The sequence below is a fragment of the Acinetobacter septicus genome (assembly GCF_019355975.1).
GTDB lineage: Bacteria > Pseudomonadota > Gammaproteobacteria > Pseudomonadales > Moraxellaceae > Acinetobacter > Acinetobacter ursingii.
The window spans coordinates 527,608-550,212 of the sequence record NZ_CP079898.1; the positions used below are offsets into that span (position 1 = coordinate 527,608).

20 protein-coding genes are annotated in these 22,605 nt (G+C 39.8%); 13 read left to right on the top strand and 7 right to left on the bottom strand.

All coding sequences use genetic code 11. The features are described from left to right. Window positions 1-164 precede the first annotated feature (164 nt). On the top strand, window positions 165-1,388 hold the full coding sequence (locus I6L31_RS02670; protein ID WP_004987651.1) for a CaiB/BaiF CoA transferase family protein: 1,224 nt from the start codon (window positions 165-167) through the stop codon (window positions 1,386-1,388). Between the two features lie 65 nt (window positions 1,389-1,453). Here I6L31_RS02670 and I6L31_RS02675 read toward each other — a convergent pair whose 3' ends face one another. The 5 genes from I6L31_RS02675 to I6L31_RS02695 form a co-directional block, all read right to left on the bottom strand. Further along, window positions 1,454-2,299: an IclR family transcriptional regulator gene (locus I6L31_RS02675; RefSeq protein WP_004987652.1), complete on the bottom strand. Its 846-nt coding sequence runs from the start codon at window positions 2,297-2,299 to the stop codon at window positions 1,454-1,456. Between the two features lie 111 nt (window positions 2,300-2,410). Then, window positions 2,411-3,616, bottom strand: a complete 1,206-nt coding sequence (locus I6L31_RS02680; protein ID WP_005004349.1) for a 3-oxoadipyl-CoA thiolase — start codon at window positions 3,614-3,616, stop codon at window positions 2,411-2,413. A gap of 21 nt (window positions 3,617-3,637) precedes the next feature. Next, the gene (locus I6L31_RS02685; RefSeq protein WP_005004351.1) at window positions 3,638-5,155 is read right to left on the bottom strand and encodes a 3-hydroxyacyl-CoA dehydrogenase; all 1,518 of its coding nucleotides are present in this window, start codon (window positions 5,153-5,155) and stop codon (window positions 3,638-3,640) included. A gap of 51 nt (window positions 5,156-5,206) precedes the next feature. Then, window positions 5,207-5,968: an SDR family oxidoreductase gene (locus tag I6L31_RS02690; protein ID WP_005004355.1), complete on the bottom strand. Its 762-nt coding sequence runs from the start codon at window positions 5,966-5,968 to the stop codon at window positions 5,207-5,209. A gap of 34 nt (window positions 5,969-6,002) precedes the next feature. Further along, on the bottom strand, window positions 6,003-6,791 hold the full coding sequence (locus I6L31_RS02695; RefSeq protein ID WP_005004357.1) for an enoyl-CoA hydratase: 789 nt from the start codon (window positions 6,789-6,791) through the stop codon (window positions 6,003-6,005). A 321-nt stretch (window positions 6,792-7,112) separates the two neighbouring features. Here I6L31_RS02695 and I6L31_RS02700 point away from each other — a divergent pair, with 321 nt between their 5' ends. The 7 genes from I6L31_RS02700 (at window position 7,113) to I6L31_RS02730 (ending at window position 15,025) form a co-directional block, all read left to right on the top strand. Further along, a complete protein-coding gene (locus I6L31_RS02700) occupies window positions 7,113-8,267 on the top strand; it encodes an acyl-CoA dehydrogenase family protein (RefSeq protein WP_004997831.1) in 1,155 nt (384 codons plus the stop codon). A gap of 65 nt (window positions 8,268-8,332) precedes the next feature. Beyond that, complete coding sequence (locus tag I6L31_RS02705; protein WP_004987661.1) at window positions 8,333-9,613, top strand: MFS transporter; 1,281 nt, start codon at window positions 8,333-8,335, stop codon at window positions 9,611-9,613. Window positions 9,614-9,711: 98 nt separating this feature from the next. After that, complete coding sequence (locus I6L31_RS02710) at window positions 9,712-10,986, top strand: MFS transporter (RefSeq protein WP_026039979.1); 1,275 nt, start codon at window positions 9,712-9,714, stop codon at window positions 10,984-10,986. A 51-nt stretch (window positions 10,987-11,037) separates the two neighbouring features. Beyond that, window positions 11,038-11,709: a 3-oxoacid CoA-transferase subunit A gene (locus tag I6L31_RS02715; protein ID WP_004987665.1), complete on the top strand. Its 672-nt coding sequence runs from the start codon at window positions 11,038-11,040 to the stop codon at window positions 11,707-11,709. Beyond that, window positions 11,706-12,356 carry a 3-oxoacid CoA-transferase subunit B gene (locus tag I6L31_RS02720; protein ID WP_004987666.1) on the top strand — a complete coding sequence of 217 codons (651 nt, stop codon included), beginning with the start codon at window positions 11,706-11,708 and terminating at the stop codon, window positions 12,354-12,356. Before I6L31_RS02715 ends, I6L31_RS02720 begins: the two co-directional genes overlap by 4 nt. 99 nt (window positions 12,357-12,455) lie before the next feature. Further along, window positions 12,456-13,784 carry an outer membrane trimeric porin-like protein DcaP gene (gene dcaP / locus I6L31_RS02725; protein ID WP_004987672.1) on the top strand — a complete coding sequence of 443 codons (1,329 nt, stop codon included), beginning with the start codon at window positions 12,456-12,458 and terminating at the stop codon, window positions 13,782-13,784. 29 nt (window positions 13,785-13,813) lie between these two features. After that, the gene (locus I6L31_RS02730; RefSeq protein WP_370685029.1) at window positions 13,814-15,025 is read left to right on the top strand and encodes an MFS transporter; all 1,212 of its coding nucleotides are present in this window, start codon (window positions 13,814-13,816) and stop codon (window positions 15,023-15,025) included. 19 nt (window positions 15,026-15,044) lie between these two features. Here the strand turns inward: I6L31_RS02730 and I6L31_RS02735 are convergent, their stop codons facing one another. Beyond that, entirely contained in the window at window positions 15,045-15,467 is a 423-nt protein-coding gene (locus I6L31_RS02735) for a PaaI family thioesterase (RefSeq protein ID WP_004987676.1), read from the bottom strand. Between the two features lie 329 nt (window positions 15,468-15,796). On the opposite strand from I6L31_RS02735, the gene I6L31_RS02740 reads away from it, so the two are divergent. From I6L31_RS02740 to I6L31_RS02755, 4 genes are read left to right on the top strand one after another with little or no spacing between them, the layout of a single operon-like run. Then, window positions 15,797-17,599 carry an acyl-CoA dehydrogenase C-terminal domain-containing protein gene (locus tag I6L31_RS02740; RefSeq protein ID WP_005004360.1) on the top strand — a complete coding sequence of 601 codons (1,803 nt, stop codon included), beginning with the start codon at window positions 15,797-15,799 and terminating at the stop codon, window positions 17,597-17,599. Window positions 17,600-17,659: 60 nt separating this feature from the next. Then, window positions 17,660-18,448, top strand: a complete 789-nt coding sequence (gene paaG / locus I6L31_RS02745) for a 2-(1,2-epoxy-1,2-dihydrophenyl)acetyl-CoA isomerase PaaG (protein WP_005004361.1) — start codon at window positions 17,660-17,662, stop codon at window positions 18,446-18,448. Between the two features lie 45 nt (window positions 18,449-18,493). Next, the gene (locus I6L31_RS02750; RefSeq protein ID WP_005004362.1) at window positions 18,494-19,252 is read left to right on the top strand and encodes a class II aldolase/adducin family protein; all 759 of its coding nucleotides are present in this window, start codon (window positions 18,494-18,496) and stop codon (window positions 19,250-19,252) included. Continuing rightward, on the top strand, window positions 19,249-20,172 hold the full coding sequence (locus tag I6L31_RS02755) for a 2-hydroxyacid dehydrogenase (RefSeq protein ID WP_004987684.1): 924 nt from the start codon (window positions 19,249-19,251) through the stop codon (window positions 20,170-20,172). Before I6L31_RS02750 ends, I6L31_RS02755 begins: the two co-directional genes overlap by 4 nt. 72 nt (window positions 20,173-20,244) lie before the next feature. Here the strand turns inward: I6L31_RS02755 and I6L31_RS02760 are convergent, their stop codons facing one another. Beyond that, the gene (locus I6L31_RS02760) at window positions 20,245-21,138 is read right to left on the bottom strand and encodes a LysR family transcriptional regulator (RefSeq protein ID WP_005004363.1); all 894 of its coding nucleotides are present in this window, start codon (window positions 21,136-21,138) and stop codon (window positions 20,245-20,247) included. Window positions 21,139-21,282: 144 nt separating this feature from the next. Here I6L31_RS02760 and I6L31_RS02765 point away from each other — a divergent pair, with 144 nt between their 5' ends. Next, the gene (locus I6L31_RS02765; protein ID WP_004987688.1) at window positions 21,283-22,479 is read left to right on the top strand and encodes a YbfB/YjiJ family MFS transporter; all 1,197 of its coding nucleotides are present in this window, start codon (window positions 21,283-21,285) and stop codon (window positions 22,477-22,479) included. Window positions 22,480-22,605 lie beyond the last annotated feature (126 nt).

Genomic DNA, 22,605 nt, shown 5'->3' on the forward strand with positions numbered 1-22,605 from the left:
GAGGGATTCATCAAGCTTAATGAAAAAACAATTTTTTTACAATAATAATAGAATTATATTTTGCAATGCGATATTTTAATTTATTATAAAAAATCGAGTAAGACATATTCAATTTACTCGATCTTGGGAATAGTTAAATTTAATCAACAATAATGAGGAAGAATATGAGTGCCTTAACAGGATTTAGGGTTCTGGACTTAAGTCGAATCCTAGCTGGACCTTGGTGTAGCCAGATTTTGGCAGACTTGGGTGCAGAGGTCATCAAGATTGAAAAACCATTTCAGGGTGATGATACACGCATCTGGGGGCCTCCATTTCTTAAAAATGATAACGGTCAGGACACGGGTGAATCGGCTTATTATTTGTCTACAAATCGTGGTAAGCATTCAGTTGCCATTGATATGGCAACTGCCGAAGGTCAAGCCCTGATTAAAAAAATGGTGCTAGAAAGTGACGTTTTAATTGAAAACTATAAAGCAGGTTCTCTTAAAAAATACGGGCTTGACTATGAAAGCTTAAGTCAGATTAATCCAAAACTCGTGTATTGCTCAATTACTGGTTTTGGACAAAAAGGCCCACGTGCAGCAGAACCCGGCTACGATTTTATCATTCAAGGCATGGGTGGCATGATGAGTGTCACAGGTGAGCGTGATGATTTGCCCGGTGGCGGGCCACAAAAAGCAGGTTTGGCATTTGCTGACCTCACTACAGGTTTATACGCTGCGATTGCGATTCAAGCGGCACTGTTATCACGTGTGACCACAGGTGAAGGGCAGCACATCGATATGGCACTACTCGATACGCAAGTCGCTTCACTTTCGGTTTTGGCGATGAATTATTTGACTTCTGCAAAAGTGCCGGGCCGTTTTGGTAATGCACATGCTAATATCGTGCCTTATCAAGTGTTTAAAGCCCAAGAGGGCGAATTTATTATTGCCTGCGGTAATGACCAGCAGTTTAAGGCTTTATGTGAAAGCATTGGTTTGCCTGAACTGTGCAAAGACCCGAAATTTGAAAAGAATAAAGGTCGTGTCACTCATCGCGAAGAAATCAGTGCCATTTTACAACAGCATTTTATGACACAGCCTGCTCAAGCTTGGGTGGAGCGTATTCATGCGGTAAAAGTACCAGTAGGGATGATCAATAATTTGCAGCAGACTTTAGAAGAAGAACAGGTCGTTTTTCGGGAAATGGTCGTAAATATGCAGCATCCACTACGTTCCGATTATGTCTCGATTGGCTCACCCATCAAGCTCTCTAAAACACCGGTACAGTATGTTAAAACTCCGCCATATCTAGGCGAAGATACAGACTCTATTTTAGATCGGTTTTTAACGCCAACAGAGCTACAAGATTTAAAAGACAAGAAAGTGGTTCAGCAAGGCTAAGCCAGTACCATTAAAGCGAGAAGGAGCATTGATATCATCAATTGCTCCTTTTTTGATGATTTGATTTATAAGCTTTCTGTTAAGGCATCCTGAATGCTATTCACCATATATTTCAAACGCGGGCCAATCTCTTCAATGGTTTTTTCTGCACTTAATAGATAAGAGGGTGAACCACAGTTAAAAACATATAAACCGTGTTTGGAACTGATTAATGGTACAGCGACAGAATTAATACCTTGCTGCCATTCGCCTAAAGAAAGGCAATAACCATATTTGGCATATTGTTCAAAAGCCCGATCAAGCTGTTCCTGAATCTGTGGCCATTGTTCTGGTTCTCGTTTTTGTATGGCCTCTAAAATTAAATTCCGTTCGTATTCAGGTGTTGCCACCAAGCAGGCTCGACCCATCGAGCTACTATATAGCGGTAATGTTGAACCAATCGGGCGACGTAAGGTGCTATTGGTTTGAACGACATCCAGATAAAGCATATTCAGACGATCGCGAGCTGCTAACGCTACAGGTGCTTGCGCATAAAGGCTCATTTCTTCCATAAAAGGATGTGCCGTAGTGCGAATGGTTAGATTTGATAATGCAGCATAACCCAAAGAAAGCACGCCAATATCGAGCATATATTTAGGAGAATCAGGCATCTGTTTCAAATAGCCTAAGCTAACTAAAGTATTACAAATGCGGGCAATGGTCGGCTTAGGTAAACCTGTCATTTTGGCTAATTCTAAATTACCTAAGACTTGATGTTGCAATGAGAAACAACGTAGTAGTTCTAAACCACGTGCCAAAGATGCAATAAATTGAGGGTTATTTTCACGATGAATATGAGAAATAGGATCTAGGCGAATTTCATCAAAATTGAGTGTTTTATCATTCTTTTTACTTTCAGCGTGTTGCGACATTGAATTCTCAAATTAAAAAGGATCTCCTGATCATAGAGCATTTTATTTTGCATTGTAAAATGAATCCATTCATCATAAACATGGTTATGATGAATGGATATGTTTTGATGGTTAAGCGACGTTCTCAATGACCATTGCTAAACCTTGACCAACGCCAATACATAGGCTGACAACAGCATATTTTTTATTACGACGCTGTAACTCGCGTGCAACAGTCAATGCCAAACGCGCGCCAGACGCACCTAAAGGATGACCAACGGCGATTGCACCACCATTTGGATTGACACGTGGGTCATTAAAGTCAACCCCTAGACCTTTTAAGCAAGACAAAACCTGTGAAGCAAATGCTTCATTGATTTCAATAATATCTAGGTCATCTAATGTTAAGCCTGCACGAGATACCGCTTTTTTAATTGCTTCAATCGGACCTGCACCCATGATGCGTGGTTCAACACCAGCCGCAGCCGCAGACAAAATTTTTGCCATTGGCTTAAGACCATATTTTTGACCAGCAGCTTCTGAACCGATCAATACCGCAGCAGCACCATCATTAATGCCTGACGCATTACCAGCAGTGACCACACCACCTTCAAATAATGGTTTAAGCTTAGTTAAAGCTTCAACGGTTGAGCTTGGGCGAGGGTGTTCATCTTCACTAACTTGTTTTGGCGGCAATTTCTTACCTTGAGAGACTTCAACCGCAGTGATTTCACCTTCAAAAAAGCCTTCTTCTTTTGCTTTTTGGTATTTCGCTTGAGATTGAGCAGCAAATAAGTCAGCCTGTTCACGAGTAATGCCATATTCAACGGCGACATTATCACCTGTTTCAGGCATAGAATGACCGCCATACTGTGCCACGATCTTTTTATTCGGAAAACGTGAACCAATAGTGGTGTCATAGATTTTAGCATCGCGGCTATATGCACTTTCTGCTTTACCCATGACAAAAGGAGCGCGAGACATGCTTTCTACGCCACCCGCGACATATAAATCGCCTTCGCCACAAGTGATCGCGCGCGCAGAATCGATAATTGCACCTAAACCACTGGCACATAAACGATTGACCGTTTGACCCGGCACAGTCACAGGTAAGCCTGCTAATAATGCAGCATGACGTGCCACGTTACGGCTGTCTTCACCGGCCTGATTGGTATCACCAAAAATGACATCTTCAATATCGGCACCCGGTACGCCTGTTTTTTCAATCAAACGCTGAATGACCAAGCCAGCTAAGTCATCTGGACGAATCGAAGCAAGTTCACCTGCATGGCGACCAAATGGAGTACGTAAACCATCGTAAATATATGCGTTTAACATGGAGTAAATTCCCTTTTTAAATTAAGCAGTAAAAGTAAGTGGAAGATTCAGTGCGACACGGCGTTGTAACCACGGGCTAGGGCGATAACGCGGATCGTAAGTTAATTCGGAAATGCGATTTAGGATCAGTAAAATTTTATCTGAACCGAGTACGTCACCCCATTCGATTGGGCCGTACGGATAACCCAAACCTAGACGAACAGCAGCGTTGATGTCGTCAACCGTTGCAATATTTTGTTGTGCAATGTCACAACCTAAATTAATCACCATCGCCAATACACGTTGCGCGACAAAACCTGTGCTTTCAGCAATCATGCTGACTAATGCACCATCAAGGTTGAATATTGAATGCGCGGCCTGAACATAATCGGCTTGGGTGGCAAGTGAAGGCATCAAGGTACGATGTTTTTCAATGCCATACAGCATATCAATCGCGACACTATGCGCAGGGTTTACATTGAAACGTTTCGCTGCATGTGTGGTATCTTCACCATAACAAGCCAATAAACATAAGCTATCTGCTTGAGGCATTGTTCCTGTATCCAGTTGAATATTTTGTGTAGTGAGATAGGCTTCAAGCAGTTTTTTGTCGTCTGCAAAATCAGCCGCAATCCATACAGTAGGGTAACGTTCTAAACGTTCAACCACTTTGGCAGGTGTTTCACCTGTTTTGCTACCTGTACGATAGTCATAAAAACCCTGACCAACTTTGCGACCCAATTGTTTGGCTTCGAGCATTTGTTTGGTGAGTGGACTTGGACGATAACGTGCTTCTTCATAATATTGATGATAGATTGATTCCATCACAGGATGTGAAACATCAAGTCCTGTTAAATCCATCAGTTCAAAGGGGCCCATTCTGAAACCCACACCGTCCCGTAAAATACGATCAATTTCACTGATGTCTGTGACATTTTCATTCAAAATTTTTAAAGCTTCAGTGCCATAAGCACGACCCGCATGATTAATAATAAATCCTGGAGTATCTTTTGCCACCACTGGGCGATGACCAAATACACGAGAAAGTTGGTTCAGCGTTTCTACATGTTTTGGATCTGTTTTTAAACCTTGAATCACTTCAACCACTTTCATGAGTGGAACAGGATTGAAGAAGTGATAGCCAATCACACGTTCAGGATGCTGACAATTCGCTGCAATCGCAGTAATTGAAAGTGATGAAGTGTTTGAAGCCAAAATTGTGGTTTCTGGGACAATCGCTTCAAGCTGATCCATCAAAGATTGTTTAATGTCTAAACGCTCAATAATGGCTTCAACGATCAAATCACAGCTTTTTAAATCACTAAGTTCATGGGCAATCAAAAGATTTGCATTGGCTGCATCAGCTTGTTCAGCTGTGATTTTGTTTTTATCAAGCAGCTTTTGAAAGGTCGCTGCCAATTTTTCTTTGGCTTGCTGTGCTGCACCAGCTTTGGCATCGTACAAATAAGTGGTGTGACCTGATTGGGCTGCAATCTGGGCAATACCACTACCCATAACACCGACACCAATAATGGCAATAGTTTTGATCTGTTGTGTCATGATAACTGTCCTAAGATACTGTAATCATTTAAAAAATAAAGATATAAAAAATTAGGTTAATCGCTGTTTATCGCCATCTATCGGTAATATTTGCCCAGAGATGGAACTCGCACTATCCGATGCGAGAAAAACGCATAAATCTGCGATATGTTTAGGATTGACAAATTGTTTAAGCGATTGATTGGCAAGTGCGTTTTGAGTCACTTCTTCAAGAGAAATATTCATGGCATCTGCACGAGCTTGTAATACACGTTGCACACGCTCACCATCGACTGCACCGGGAAGAACTGCATTGACACGAATATCAAAGGCACCCAGTTCCATCGAAAGCGTTTTGGTAAAACCAATAATTCCCCATTTTGAAGTCGAATAGGCCAGTCTAAATGGATAACCCATGCGTCCTGCAATCGAGGAAAGATTGATAATGACACCTGAATCGGATTGCTTGAGATAAGGGATCGCCAATTTCGTCATCATAAAGGTACTGTTCAGGTTTAAATTTAAAACCTGTGTCCAGTCTTCAAAACTCAGTTCATCTGCTGCCACGGTAGGGCCAGAAATTCCTGTGTTATTTACTAAAATATCTAATCCGCCTAACGCTTGCATGGCAGTTTCAAACATGGGTTGAATCGCATGCATTTGACCCAGATCACAATACGCAATCTGTAGTTGAGGATAATCCTGTTTGAATTGTTGCAAGCTTTGTTGATTGATATCACACACAAAAACGTCATCGCCTTGTTTCAAAAAGGCTTCTGCGATACATCGACCAATCCCGGAACCACCAGCACTAATAAATACTTTACGCGCCATCAATTTAATTTCCTCAATATTCGACTGTAAAGACCTATTTGCCTTGATAAGAAGGTTTGCGTTTTTCTATAAAAGCATTGATTCCTTCGTTTTTGTCTTCAGTCGAAAATAATAATTGGAAAGATTTACGTTCTAAGGTTAAGCCAGCGTTTAATGGCACATCTTCACTCATCAGCGCAACTTCTTTAATTTGTTGCAATGCGATCGGTGGCATTTTGGCAAGACTTTGCGCCATTTTGATAGCAGTAGGAATGGTTTGGTCATCTTCGGTCACTTGAGAGACTAAACCCATAATATAAGCTTCTTCTGCTGGAACCATGGCACCTGTCATAATCATACGCATCGCATGGAATTTTCCGACCGCACGGAACAAACGCTGTGTACCACCAGCACCTGGCATTAAACCGACTTTAATTTCAGGCTGACCAAAAATGGCACCTTTACCTGCAATAATAATGTCGCTGTGCATGGCAAGTTCACAACCACCACCAAGAGCATAGCCATTCACTGCTGCAATAACAGGTTTTGGACATTGAGAAATCGCGTTCCAATAACGTTCTGTACGGCGTAGCATCATGTCAGTTGAACCTGCTGTTGCCATCTCTTTTAAATCTGCACCAGCTGCAAACACTTCATCACCACCTGTAAGGACAATGGCGTGAATATCGTCATTAAAACTAAGTTCAGTAAATGCCTGTGCAAGTTGTTTGCGCACTTCTGTATTTAATGCATTCTTTGATTCAGGGCGGTTGATTTTGACGATTGCTATTTTTTCAATTGAATAATCGATTTCGACGAAATTATCCTTGTTCATATCTGTCATTTTTACATCCTTTGTTTCGCATATCAAAACTACATTCCTCATATAATGCTTAATCGACAAAAATTTTCAAGTGTTTTTTATGACATTAATTGATTGAACTTTTTGATAAATCAGTAAATGCCTGAAAAATAAAGCCTAGCTGATACATAATTTCGTTTAACGAAATTTATTTTTAAAAAAGTATTGAAAAAATGGTTTTAATTCTCGTAGTATGAAATTAATTTAATGCAGAACTAGATTTTGTGAAACTTTGTGTGCTGACTAATTTGCAAAATAAATAGTTGGTATCAATAGCGAAATATATGAAATGGGAGATCACTCATGATCCGCGATGAAGGAATGTTGCAACAATTACTCTCGACGATTCGGGATTTTGTCAAAAATGAATTGATTCCAAGAGAACATGAAGTTGCTGAAAATGACCGTATTCCTGAAGATATTGTTCAGCAAATGCGTGAACTAGGCTTATTCGGTTTGACCATTCCAGAAGAATACGGCGGTTTAGGTATCACGATGGAAGAGGAAGTCAATGTTGCCTTTGAATTGGGTCATACTTCTCCTGCATTTCGTTCGTTAATTGGTACAAATAACGGCATTGGTTCAAGTGGTCTGATCATTGATGGTACTGAAGAGCAGAAACAAAAATATTTACCGCGTTATGCAAGCGGCGAAATTATTGGTTCTTTCTGTCTGACTGAACCAGAAGCGGGTTCTGATGCGGCATCTTTAAAAACAACTGCGGTAAAAGATGGCGATTTTTACGTTTTAAATGGTACTAAACGTTTTATTACCAATGCACCGCATGCTGCGACTTTTACAGTGATGGCACGTACTAATCCTGAAATTAAAGGTGCAAGTGGTATTTCTGCATTTTTGGTTGAAGCCAATACCCCAGGAATTACGCTCGGTAAAATTGATAAAAAAATGGGACAAAAAGGATCACATACTTGTGATGTGATTTTTGAAAACTGTCGTGTACCTGCTTCTGCATTAATCGGTGGCGTAGAGGGCGTAGGTTTCAAAACTGCAATGAAAGTTTTGGATAAAGGTCGTCTACACATTGGTGCATATAGTGTTGGTGTGGCGGAACGTATGCTGGATGACGCACTTCGTTATGCTGTAGAGCGTAAACAATTTGGTCAACCGATTGCAAACTTCCAATTGATTCAAGCCATGCTTGCAGACTCTAAAGCTGAAATCTATGCAGCCAAATGTATGGTTTTAGATGCTGCGCGTCGTCGTGATGAAGGTCAAAACATTAGCACTGAAGCATCTTGCGCAAAAATGTTTGCTACTGAAATGTGTGGTCGTGTAGCAGATCGCTGCGTACAGATTCATGGTGGCGCGGGTTATATCAGCGAATATTCAATTGAACGTTTTTATCGTGACGTTCGCTTGTTCCGTCTTTATGAAGGAACAACTCAAGTTCAACAAATCATTATTGCTAAAAATATGATTAAGGAAGTGACTGCTTAACTTCTGATCTTATATGACATGAGGCAATTGGATGCCTCATGTGTTTTTTGTCTGAGGAAATAGACATGACAACAGATACAATTACATCAAGTAATACAATACAGGCGATTCAAACGCCTAAAAAAATTTGGATTACTGCATTTATATTTGCTTTTCTTGCTTTGCTCTGTGACGGTGCTGACTTAGGATTTTTAGCATTAAGTTTGACCAGTCTTAAAACAGAGTTTCATCTTACTGGGGTTCAAGCCGGGACATTAGGTAGTTTAACTTTATTCGGTTCTGCAATCGGGGGATTGATCGGGGGATGGGCGTGTGACCGTTTTGGGCGCGTACGTATCATCGTATTCTTTATTGCTTACTCTTCAATTTTGACCTGTGCTTTAGGCTTTACTCATTCCTTTGAACAATTTGCGCTGGTGCGTGTTTTTGGTTCAATGGGCTTGGGCGCACTGTATATTGCCTGTAACGTTTTGATGTCTGAAATGGTACCGACCCGACATCGTACGACGGTTCTTGCAGCCTTAATGACAGGTTATACATTAGGTTCATTACTTGCGACTTTATTGGCTGGGCATATTATTCCAGATCATGGCTGGCGTTATCTTTATTGGTTAGCGATTACACCTATTGTTTTGTCTTTCTTTATGTATTTCATGGTGCCTGAACCAGAATCATGGAAAAAATCGCGTCAACTTCGTGCAGCACAAACCGAAGGCGGTATGAAAGCGGTTAAGCGTGAAAATCCATATCGTGAAATCTTTAAAGAAAAGAAACACGGCATCATGTTTTTGCTTTGGGTGGTGAGTACAGGTGCATTGCAGTTTGGCTATTACGGTGTCAGTAACTGGTTACCAGCATATCTTGAATCTGAACTCGGTATCAAATTCAAAGAAATGGCCATGTATATGGTGGGCACATTCATCATTATGATTTTTGCCAAAATCATTGCAGGTATGATTGCAGATCGTTTAGGGCGTCGTGCTGTATTTGCTTTTGGAACCATTGGGACTGCTTTATTTATCCCAGTCATTGTTTATCTCAATACGCCTACAAACATTCTTTGGTTAATGCTGTTCTTTGGTTTCCTTTACGGAATTCCTTATGCCATCAATGCAACTTATATGACGGAAAGTTTTCCAACGTCGATTCGTGGTACAGCAGTAGGTGGTGCATACAATGTTGGTAAAGTACTTTCTATTTTCTCTCCATTAACTATCGGTTATTTATCTCAAAGCGGCTCAATTGGTTTGGGGCTGTTGGTGATGGCCGCTGCATATTTTATCTGTGGTGTGATTCCACTGTTATTCATTAAAGACAGACTATTTAATCCACAAAAAGCGGATTAATGGTGCTATTCAGACTGGTGATGGATCACCAGTCTGTATTTAAAAATATTCAATATTTAAAAGTACAACAAATTCATCTAAATGAAATAGGTGGCAATATGAAAATGGAAGTTTTGGGTTTTGAGAAAGATACGGTGATTCAGACGCCAAAAAAAGTCTGGATGACTGCGTTTATATTTTGTTTTTTGGTGTTGCTGTGTGACGGAGCAGATATTGGGATTTTAGCTTTTACACTAACAAGTTTGAAAGCAGAGTTTGGTTTAACCAGTGTACAGGCAGGAGCACTCGGGAGCTGGTCTATTTTTGGAATGGCGATTGGTGGTTTGATTGGTGGATGGGCAAGTGATCGCTTTGGACGTGTACGCGTCATTGTCATTGCAACAGCGATGTTTGCCATTCTTTCTGCATGTACGGGTTTGGCGCAGTCTTATGAACAGATTGTTATTTTAAGAACCATTACCTGTCTGGGTTTAGGATCACTGTATATTGCATGTAATACGCTTATGTCGGAACTGGTCCCGACTAAATATAGAACCACTGTTCTGGCAACGCTCATGACTGGTTATACCTTAGGTTCATTGGTCATCACGGCTTTATCTGGATGGATTATTCCTGAGTTTGGCTGGCGAATGCTGTATTTCATTACCATTATTCCAATTGTATTTTCCATTTTGATGTTCTTTCTTGTTCCAGAGCCTGCCTCATGGAAAAAAGCACGTGCACTCAAGTTGGCAAACCCGCAAGCAGGTAAAGCACAAAAACTCGAAAATCCTTATGTCGCATTATTTAAAGATAAACAACACGGCAAGATGTTGATGTTATGGACATTTAGTTCTGGATTTTTATTGTTCGGTTATTTTGGCGTAAGTAACTGGCTGCCTTCATATTTAGAAGCAGAATTGGGAATCAAGTTTAAAGAAATGGCAATTTATATGATTGGGACTTTCCTGACCATGATGTTTGCCAAAGTGATCGCTGGTTTTGTCGCAGACAGAATTGGCCGTCGAATTGTATTTGCATTTGGAACAATGGGGACTGCGCTATTTATTCCAGTCGTTGTTTATTTCCATACGGCTGAAAATATTGGCTGGTTAATGCTAATTTTTGGATTTTTATACGGGATTCCTTATGCCATCAATGCCACCTATTTAACTGAAAGTTTTCCGACTTCAATTCGGGGAACTGCGGTAGGTGGTGCATTTAATATTGGAAGAATTGGTGCAATTTTTGCCCCGATCGCCATTGGTTATTTGGCAACCCATAACTCGATTGGTGCAGGTTTGTTGTTAATGGGAGTGGCCTACTTTTTATGTGGTTTGATTCCAACCTTATTTATCAAAGACAGATTATACGATCCGCAAAAGGCTGAGTAATGAATAGTTTACAAAAAGCTTTGTAAATGAAGACAGAAGGAATGAATTGATATGATTAATAAGATCACCAGTGATATTGAATCGGTCTTAAGAACGATTCCTGATGGTGCAACCATCATGACCAGTGGATTTGGTACTACTGGTCAACCAGAAGCTTTACTGGAAGCGCTTATTGATATTGCACCAAGAGAGCTGACCATTATCAATAATAATGCGTCTTCGGGTCCAAACGGTTTAACCAAATTATTTACGGCTGGACTGGTTAAAAAACTGGTTTGTTCGTTTCCAAAGTCTGTAAGTTCAACAGTTTTTCCTGACTTATATCGTGCTGGAAAAATTGAACTAGAACTTGTTCCACAGGGCAATCTGGCTTGCCGTATTCAGGCCGCAGGTGCAGGACTTGGGGCCGTATTTACTCCAACAGCTTACGGTACAAAGATTGCTGAAGGTAAAGAAACAAGAACCATCAATGGTAAAAACTATGTATTGGAATATCCATTACATGCCGATTTTGCTTTTATTTATGCGGACAAAGCCGATCGTTGGGGCAACCTGATTTATCGTAAAGCCGCGCGTAATTTTGGTCCAATTATGGCAAAAGCTGCAACGACCACGATTGTACAGGTCAATGATGTCGTGGAGCTGGGTAGTCTTGATCCTGAATGCATCATCACTCCAGGAATATTTGTACAGCACGTTGTCAAAGTAGGAGATATCAAATGACCATTCAAAAAAGAAGTCGTGAAGAAATTGCGGTAATTATCGCAAAAGATATTCCTGATGGTTCCTATGTAAATTTGGGGATTGGATTGCCGACCAATGTTGCCAAACATTTGCCTAAAGACAAGGAAATCTTTCTACATTCTGAAAATGGAGTATTGGCATTTGGCCCACCGCCAGCACCAGGTGAAGAAGATCCAGATTTAGTCAATGCGGGTAAAGAACTGGTAACTTTATTACCAGGTGGTTGTTTTATGCATCATGGTGATTCATTCGACATTATGCGTGGCGGACATTTGGATATCTGTGTATTGGGTGCATTTCAGGTTGCATTGAATGGTGATCTGGCGAATTGGCATACAGGTCGAGAAGATGATATCCCTGCGGTTGGTGGCGCAATGGATTTGGCAGTTGGTGCAAAACGTATTTTTGTTTATATGGAGCACACCACTAAAAAAGGTGAAGCCAAAATTGTGAATCAATTGAGTTATCCAATCACTGGAGAGCAATGTGTTGATCGAATTTACACTGATCTATGCATTATTGACTTAAAAGGTGGACAAGCACATGTGATTGAAATGGTTGAAGGTTTAACTTTTGATGAGTTGCAGGCTGTAACAGAATGTCCACTTGTGGATGCTCGAATTTAAATTTTACTTTAGTACTTCAAAATAGCTTGTATATGAAAATTCGGATGTTCAGGGGCATATACAAGTTGATTGATTAATCTCTATCTTTAAGGAATAAAGATGAAAAAACTTATTTTAGCTGCGGCTTGTGCCACGGCTTCTGGGGCGCTTTTTGCAAATTCTGTAGAAAGTACGACTGAGCAACGAATAAATGCGCTTGAAGCAGAATTACAGCGTTTAAAAACTGAGCTTGAGCTGCAAAAAACCAATCAGCAAAAAATATTGGCTACCAATGCCGAATTAGCTGAGAAAAAAACCGTGCAATCTTCTGATTCTTCAGCAAAAACAGATAAGGCCATTCCACCTTCATGGGTTACTTGGACTGATAATGTTAAGGTCTACGGAATTGCACGTTTAGATGCGGCTGTTGATTTTCAATCCTCACCAGATACGGGGGGGCGTACAACAAGCAGTATTTATAAAGCACCTTTTGAAAATGATAAACGTGCCAATCATCCGCGTTCAGATGCGATGATTAATGCCAGCCGTTTAGGTGTTTACTTCACTAGCCCAGATAAAAAAGTGACGGGTAATATTGAAGCCGATTTCTTTGATAGCTCGACAATGGGAACTGGCGATGGCAAGTTCCGTATTCGACATGCGTTCTTTACTTATAAAGACTGGACGTTTGGTCAGACTTGGTCACTGATGTCAAATATGGAAACCCGTACAGAATCAGTCGACTATACCCAATTTATGGGAACCTCATATACACGTTTGCCACAAGTACGCTATGACTGGAAAATTGATAACAATCATGATTTAAAAGTTGCACTTGAATATACAAGCTCACGGGTTTCTGCTTTTCCATCTTTAACAGGACGATATACCTATAAAGAAGGTCCGTTGCTTGTGCTTGCCCAAGGTTTCGTCAACGAAAAATCAGTCGATGTCGGCAGAGATGATGTTAAAAAAGTCAGTTGGGGAGCTGGTGGTGGTTTGAAATATCAAATTACGCCAAAACAGTCCTTACAGGCAAACTATCAGCATATTGTTGGTGATCAGAAATTTATGCCATATACCACTCAAAATGGTTTGGCCAATGCTGCAAGCTTAAATGCATCAGGCGATTTCTCATTAAATAAAGACAAAACTGATTTGGTGATGAATACACTGGATTCATTTAATATTGGTTATACCTATAAGTTTAATGAGCAATGGCGTACCAACTGGTCTGCTTCAATCTTTAAATATGATGACAGTAGTGACTATGCTGAATTAAATCAGGATGCCAATGATCGTTTAACCGATTATGCAGCTAACTTATTTTATAGTCCAACAGCGCAAATGGATTTTGGTGTGGAATATCATCTAGGTGAGCGCAAAGTATTTGATGGCAGAACGGCTGACATTTCGCGTGTCAACTTTGTATCGATGTATAAATTTTAAAATCAGCATTTGAGTAAAAAATGTCTAACATGATTCAATCCAGTACAGAACATATGGATATGTCTAAGAGTCTGGTATTTATACTTGCAATGACTTGCGGTATTTGTGCTGGATCGAATTATTATAATCAACCGCTGATTTATTCAATCGCACATGCTCTGGGAGTCAATCCAGATCAAGCCGCACTGGTGATCGTAATTGGTCAACTGTCTTATGCGCTGGGTTTGTTTGTATTGGTTCCTATGGGGGATTTTTTTGAAAAAAGGTCATATATTGTTGTACTGATGATCTGTACAGGTCTGGCTCAAATGGGGCTTTCTTTTAGCCCCAATTTGACGACTTTGTATAGCTTGACCTTTCTTTCCACATTCTTTTCAGTTTCTACTCAGGTTCTCGTTCCATTTGCCGCAGGTTTAGCAACACCACAAAAAAGCCCACAAGTCGTGGGAACCCTGATGAGTGGCTTGTTCATGGGAATTTTGTTAGCCCGTTCGATTGCAGGGCTGATTTCGACGATCTGGACGTGGCATGCTGTTTATTTATTAAGTGGTTTTATTATTCTTCTGTTTGCCTCGATTGTCTGGTTTAAACTTCCAGTTGCAAAAAAGACAGTTAAATTAAAGGTCTGGCAAATCTACGCATCATTATTTACTTTAGCAGTTCATGAACCACATCTTATACGTCGAGGATTAGTGGGCGGTATTGGTTTTGGTATTTTGGCGCTGATTTTTACCACCATGACATTCTTATTGGCCAATGCACCTTATCATTTTAATGACTTTCAAATAGGACTCTTTGGAATAGTTGGTCTGGCAGGAGTATTTGCAACACCGTGGGCAGGTAAAAAAATTGCACATCAACAGGAAAATATCACGGCTCTGATTAGTCTGAGTTTGCTTATTCTGGCTTGGATTCCCTTATTTTTTGCGCAGAAATTTTTGATCTTATATGCAGTTGGTGTGATTTTAGCCTACTTTGGTTTATCTGCTTTACATGTACTTAATCAAAATCTGGTCTATCGTATTTCTGCACAAGCACGATCTCGAATTAATTCAATTTATATGACCCTGTATTTTGGTGGAGCAGCATTAGGTTCTTTTATTGCAGTTTATACATGGAAACATTCTGGTTGGATTGCCTGTGCCAGTATTGGTTTGGGCATGGCAATTATTAGCTTTGTAATTGATCGTTATGATTTTTATAAAATGAGACAACCTCATGACAGAAGATTAAGTCACTAAGACTTAATCTTCTAAAGGTTTATTTGCGGATGATCATAAATGTCGCTGAAGCAAATGCATAAATTTTTCCATTGTCATCCACAATTTTACCTTCAGTGGTAATGATATTTCGACCTGCATTAATCAATTCACCATGCGCATAGTAAGCCGTATCTGTCTGCATTGGCCGAATCATTTTGACATTTAAATCTATCGTTCCGTAACCAACATTGGCTTCAAGTACGGAATGCGCTGCACCGCCCGTTGCTGTATCTAGCGCAGTCGCGCAAAAACCACCATGTACACCCCCTTGAACATTTAAATGAGTGTTATTGGGTGTCACTTTATAGATCACTTTACCTTTTGAGGCTTCAATCAACTGCATGGGAAGCGTTTGTGCCATTGGGGAAGACGATACTTCGCCATTTTTGAGTGCGGTTAAAAACTCTAAACCTGTTTGCATGATTCATCCTTGCTGTAAAACATGAAAAATACCTTACTATAAAAATAGGATTTTCGGAATAAAATTTTGCATAACAAAAATTAAATTTCTATTAAATAAATAGGTTTAATTTAAAAAATTCATAACATTTTGTATTTTATTATTTAATTATATTTAAATTTATTTTTGGACTAAGAACCATGAAAAATTAAAGTCAATAAAATTGAAATTTGCAGAAATAAATTTTGCAATATGGAATTATTTTAGATATTTTTAACCTATGAGGAGAATAAATTTTGAGAAACTTAAAACATGCTTTTAAGTTGAATAGAAAATCAAGGAAATAGGATATGCCTGTATATAAAGCCCCACAGCGTGATATGCAATTCGTTTTACACGAGATGTTAGAAGTTGAAGAAAACTATCAACAGTTTCCAAAATATGCAGATCAATTTAGTCGCGATTTGATCAATCAGTATTTAGAAGCCGCAGCCGATTTTTGTGAAAATGAAATTGCTCCGATCAACCAAAGTGGTGATCATGAAGGCTGTCATTTTGAACACGGCAAAGTCACCACGCCAAAAGGTTTTAAAGAAGCCTATCAGAAATATGTCGAATTAGGTTTTACCTCACTGACGGCTGATCCAGTTTATGGGGGGCAGGGTATGCCTACTTTGTTGCGGATCGCTATTTCTGAAATGTTATGCGCGTCGAACTGGTCGTGGGCAATGTATCAGGGACTTTCACATGGTGCGATGCGGACATTGGAGCATCATGGAACTGAACAACAAAAGCAAACTTTCTTGACCAAATTGATAGCAGGAATCTGGACAGGCACCATGTGTTTAACCGAATCGCATGCAGGTTCAGATTTAGGTTTGATTCGGACTAAGGCAGAATCCCAGGCAGATGGCAGTTACGCGATTACAGGCGAGAAAATCTTTATCTCTGCTGGTGAGCACGATCTGGCTGAAAATATTGTGCATATTGTTCTGGCTCGTTTGCCTAATGCACCATCAGGGACCAAAGGCATTTCATTATTTATTGTACCCAAATTTAATGTTGATGAGTCTGGCAATATTCAAGATCGTAATCAGGTGGTGTGTAGCGCGATTGAACACAAAATGGGAATTCATGGCAATGCGACCTGCGTGATGAATTTCGATGCGGCTAAAGGTTATTTGATTGGCCCTGAAAATCGTGGTTTAAATTGCATGTTTACCTTTATGAATACTGCGCGTATTGGTACAGCAGTACAAGGCTTGGCAGCATCTGAAATTGCTTTTCAAGGGGCGCTCGGCTATGCCAAAGAACGTTTAGCCATGCGCGCACTCACAGGTGCAAAACAACCTACACAAAATGCAGACCCAATTATTGTACATCCCGCTGTGCGTAGTATGTTGATGACCCAAAAAGCATTTGCTGAAGGTGGACGTGCCTTGGCATATTTTCTGGCACAACACGCAGATATTATTGAAAGCTCAAGTGATGAAGCGCAAAAAAAATTATCAGATGAATTACTGGCATTTTTAACACCCATTGCCAAAGCATTTTTAACTGAATCAGGCAATGAATCTGCCAAACATGGGGTCCAGATTTTTGGTGGACATGGTTTCATAGTTGAACATGGCATGGAACAAATTGTTCGAGATGCACGTATTTCTACGCTTTATGAAGGCACCACAGAAATTCAGTCACTCGATTTACTGGCGCGTAAAGTACTCAAATCAGAAGGCAAGTTGCTTAAAAACATGACTGATTTAATTGATCAGTTTGTTGAAGAAAATCAGTCCAATTCAAGTTTAAAAACTTATCTGGATCAATTGTCTAAACTTAAAAACGAATGGCTGGAGATTACCAAGCATATTGCAGTTAAAGCACAGCATAATCCAGAGGAAATCGGAGCAGCTTCAGTCGATTATTTATATTACTCAAGTTATATCGTTTTTGCCTATCTGTGGGCGCGTATGGCAAAAGTTGCGCAACAAAAACTGGATCAAGGCACCACTGAACAGAAGTTTTATGCGGCTAAGCTTAAAACTGCACAATTCTTTTATGACAAGTTATTAAATCGAACTCAGCAGCATGCAGCCTCGATTAAAACCGGCGCTGAATCAGTGATGGCGCTAGATGCAGAAGATTTTGCTTTTTAATCAATGATAAACGTGGAGATGGCGAACATAAAACCATCTCCTCAAACAAGAGTATTGAATATGGATTTTCAACATATTTTGACACATGTCGAGCAACGTGTTGCCTATTTAACGCTGAATCGACCTGAAGTGCTCAATAGTTTTAATGAACAGATGCATCAGGAAGTGGCTCAGATTTTGGCCGAATGGGAAACATCTGAACAGATCAAAGTGATTGTAATTTCAGGTATGGGCAAAGGCTTTTGTGCAGGACAAGATTTATCTGCCCGAAAAACTGAAGTCATCAAAGATCCAAACTATGATGCGGGTGCATCTTTAGATCGTTATTACAATCCTTTGATTTTAAAAATTGCCAATATGCCTAAAGTGGTTGTTGCAGCAGTCAATGGCGTTGCGGCTGGTGCTGGTGCCAATATAGCATTGGCATGCGATATCGTGGTTGCCAAGCAGTCCGCTTCATTTATACAGTCATTTTCTAAAGTAGGTTTAATTCCTGATGCAGGTGGGACTTGGATTTTACCGCGCTTGGTGGGTCATGCCAGAGCAAAAGCGCTGATGTTGCTTGGAAATAAACTATCGGTCGATAAAGCCTTAGAATGGGGCATGATTTGGGAGGTTTATCCAGATGATGCTTTTCAGCAGCAAGTCAATGCATTGGCTGAGACTTTAGCGATGCAACCTTTGTCATCCATGAAACTCATTAAAAAAGCCTTAAATCTTTCGCAGCAAAACTCGCTTGAACAACAGCTTGATCTTGAAAGAGATTTGCAACGTGAGGCAGGCAAATCATCAAATTATAAAGAAGGCGTACAGGCATTTATGCAAAAACGTCAGCCCAACTTCGATTAAAGTTAAAACGATTTGTGACACTCAATACATGCAAAGGATGCAATCATGTCAAGTTTACAACAACAAGTTTCAGCCAATGAATGGGCTGCCAGATGCCAATTAGCAGCTTTATATCGTTTAATCGCGTATTATCGCATGACCGATTTAATCGACACCCATATTAGTTTACGTGTACCCAATGAGGAAGGTCATTTTTTAATTAACCAATATGGTATTCCTTTTGAAAAAATGACAGCGTCTCATTTAGTCAAGATTGATTATGACGGCAATATTATCGATGAACATGATCAGGGAAAAATGGTCAATGTTGCAGGATTTGTCATTCATTCAGCCATTCATTCGGCACGGCAGGATTTACATTGTGTCATTCATACCCATACTGCTGATGGAATTGCAGTATCTGCACAAAAGCAGGGATTATTGCCGATCTCGCAACATGCCTTAAAGTTTTATAACAAAATCAGCTATCACGACTATGAAGGCGTTGCCTTGTTAACTGAAGAACGCGAACGTTTAGTTCAGGATTTTGGGCAAAATCGTGTCATGATTTTGCGTAATCATGGTTTGTTGGCAGCAGGTGATAGTGTGCAGCGAGCTTTCCATGAAATTTACTTTTTAGAACGCGCTTGTCAGGCACAAATCAAAGCACTAGCTGGTGGTTGTGAGTTAAATATTCCGAGTCAACAGGTTTGTGAACATACTTCAGCACAATTTGAATCCAAAGGCATTGAGCGAATTATTGCAAATGCATGGCATGCTGCATTGTCGTTGATTGAACAACAAAAAGAGGAATACTGTTCATGATCGTGATTGCAACCACTGTTCCCAAAGTACAAAAATGGCTTGAAGATGCATTGGCTGAATATGCACCGCAAGAGGCTTATTGTCTGGCACATAGCGAACAAGCTCAACAGGCAACTACCGCAATTTCGTGGTTTCCAGATCTGGATTATCTGGAAACATTGCCAAATCTAAAGCTGATTCATTCTATGGCGGCGGGTGTTGAGCATTTAAATCTAAAACGCATAGGTGACCGTTATGCGGTATGCCGTGTCGTCGATGAATCTCATCAAAAAGGCATGTACGATTATTTGCAATGGTGCGTGCTGTACTATCAGCGTTTTTTTGATGTTTTGATCGCTCAGCAACTACAGCAACGCTGGAAACAACCGCCACAAAAAACCAGTGCAGATGTCAAAATCGGCATTATGGGCTTAGGGCAAATGGGCGGTTATATTGCTGAAAAATTTGCAAAGCTAGGTTATCAGGTTTCAGGTTGGTCGCGTAGTTTAAAGCAAATTGAAGGGGTAACTTGCTTTGCAGGTGATGCACAACGACAGGATTTTCTTGCTCAAAGTGAAATTTTGATTAACTTGCTTCCTTTGACTGAAGATAATGTTGGTCTATTAAATACTGAATTGTTTCAACAGCTTCCTAAAGGAGCCTGTATAATTAATTGTGGTCGTGGACAACATCTAAACGAACAGGATTTAATTGCAGCACTGGATTCAGAGCAATTACGTGGTGCAATTTTAGATGTATTTGCAAAAGAACCTTTGGCACAAGATCACGTTTTTTGGCAACATCCTAAAGTGTTGGTTACGCCCCATGTTGCTTCACACGCACCTTGGTCGGCTGTCATTGGACAAATTCTTGAAAATGATCATCGTGTGCAGCAGGGCTTAGCTTTAGTCAATGAAGTGAATGTCATGAAAGGCTATTAAATTTGGCTGTTATCACAATGAAATAAGATGAATGTTAAGCATTCATCTTATTTAAGAGCCATTTTACAAGCTTTATGTCATTTCCACGGTTTTAGATTGCGCTAAAATATCTGTAGCTTGTTCAATAAAATGTTTGAGATTACCACTCCAGCTTTGTGGTTTATTGGCGATGAGATACGTATTAATTTCACCAATTTGCTCATCGATATCAAAAAACTGTAGCGTATCTTTATAGGATGACTTTTCAATATATGAACGTGGCAATATGGCGTAACCCATACCCAAATGCACACAACTTAAGATGGCATCCAGATTGCCCATTTCAGTGAGTTGTGACGGGGGTAAATCATAACCCTGTAAAAAAGACTCAATGCTTTTTCGATAAAAACAACCCTGACGGATCGCAAGAAAAGGCGTATTTAATAAAACCTTCTTATCTGGAAATGCATGGACTTCTTTAGGACAAATCAAAACTAAATGTTCCGTCCATGCCAGAAGATTATAAAAATCAGGCAGCACTTGCGAACTGGCAATAAAAGCACAGTCAAGATCGCCCTTATAAACGCGGTCAATCAATTCACGTGTTGTACCCGTATTTAAGTGAAGTCTTAATTCAGGCAGTTGTGAAAGTACGTCTTTAAATAACTGGGGTAGACGCGTTGCAGCAGTGGTTTCCATACTCCCAATTTTTAATGGAATGTCATGGCATAATGTTTGATCAGAAAAATGAAATTTAGCTTGTTGATGTAGCTCAATCATTTGCTCTGCATAATGGCGTAACTGTTGACCTGCACTGGTGGGGCGAATCGGAGATTGACGCGACAATAATTCGCAGTTTAATTCATCTTCAAGCTTTTTTATATGATTAGTAATATTCGATTGCACCGTATGCAAATGCGTTGCTGCATGGGAAAAACTACCACATTCCACGACTTTTAAAAAAATTTCCAAAGACTTTAATTGCATTATTTTTCTCTCAGAGTTTCATCTCAAAACTTAAACTATCGCAAAAATACTATCTCAAAATAAGATACTAGCTATCACTATAAATCATTTTACCAGATATAAATAATCCGCTTTAATCTATTTAACTTAAACAGAGATTGGTCAATGCAAAATACATCCAGATTGTTTTGGGTGGCATTTCTATCAACGTGCCTAGGGATTGGGTTGTTTAGATTTTCATATACCTCCTTGATGCCACTTTTAGTTGAACAAAAATGGTTTACTGCATCATTTGCCAGTTATTTAAGTAGTGCAAATTTATTGGGCTATCTCATCGGGGCATTATTGGCCCATGCTGCCTCGCGTTATATCCAAGATAAAAAATTAATTAGTATCAGTGCATTTCTAGGCTCTTTAAGCCTTTTACTTTGTGCAATTCATGGTTTACCTGAGTTTTTATATATTGTTTTTCGATTATTTTCAGGAATTGCAGGTGCGACTTTAATGGTGCTTGCCCCAAGCTACGCGCTAAGACGGGTAGAGCCTGAAATACGACAGCGGCTCAGTATGGTGGCATTTAGTGGGATAGGAGCGGGGGTAGTGATTTCAACATTTATTGTGCCTTATGCTGCCAAAATCAATGTTGGATTAGGATGGTTATTTCTGGGTGTTCTAAGCTTGATCTTTAGTTTTGTCATTTTTATTGGTTTACAAGGGCAACAAAAGACGTTACAGACTCAGCAGACATACCAGTCAGGCATTTCTTTAGCACCCAAATACGTTCAAATGGCTGGGCTAATCATTGCTGCTTACGCTTTAAGTGCAATTGCCTATATTCCACATAGTTTGTTTTGGATCGATTTTATACAACATGAATTACATCAAAGTGTTCAATTTGCCAATCAGCAGTGGGCATTTTATGGAATAGGCTCGATGTTAGGAGCAGTATTTGCTTTTTATTGCAGTAAACATTGGCAGATTTCGGGTGCTTTATGGCGTTGTTATTTACTTTATAGCCTTGCCATTTTTATTCCAGTTTATTTTCACCATTTTTATAGCTTAGCACTTTCTTCTTTTTTAACAGGTTTATTAAATCCTGCTGTGGTTTCCCTTAGTTCAAGTGCTTTATTGAACATATTAGGTACTCAAAATCACCAATCCGCATGGAGTATTGCAACCGCAGCATTTGCAACGGCACAGCTTGTAGGTGGTTTGCTGATTAGCTTTTTACATACAAGTGGTGTCATTTACCCACATTTGTTTTTTCTTGGCGCAATGATGATGAGCCTTGGCTTTGTGTGTAGCGTATGTTTTTACATGATTCAGAAACTAAATTCGAGTCAACTGAAGGGGGAAGGTTAATGCATTATTTTCTAGGAACTTTACGTATCATTGTAATATTAGTCATTGCGATGATCTTTCTTATCGCTTTAACAGCATGGGATGATTTTTTTGCCCCTCAACGCCATTTTAGCAATCATCTCGAAC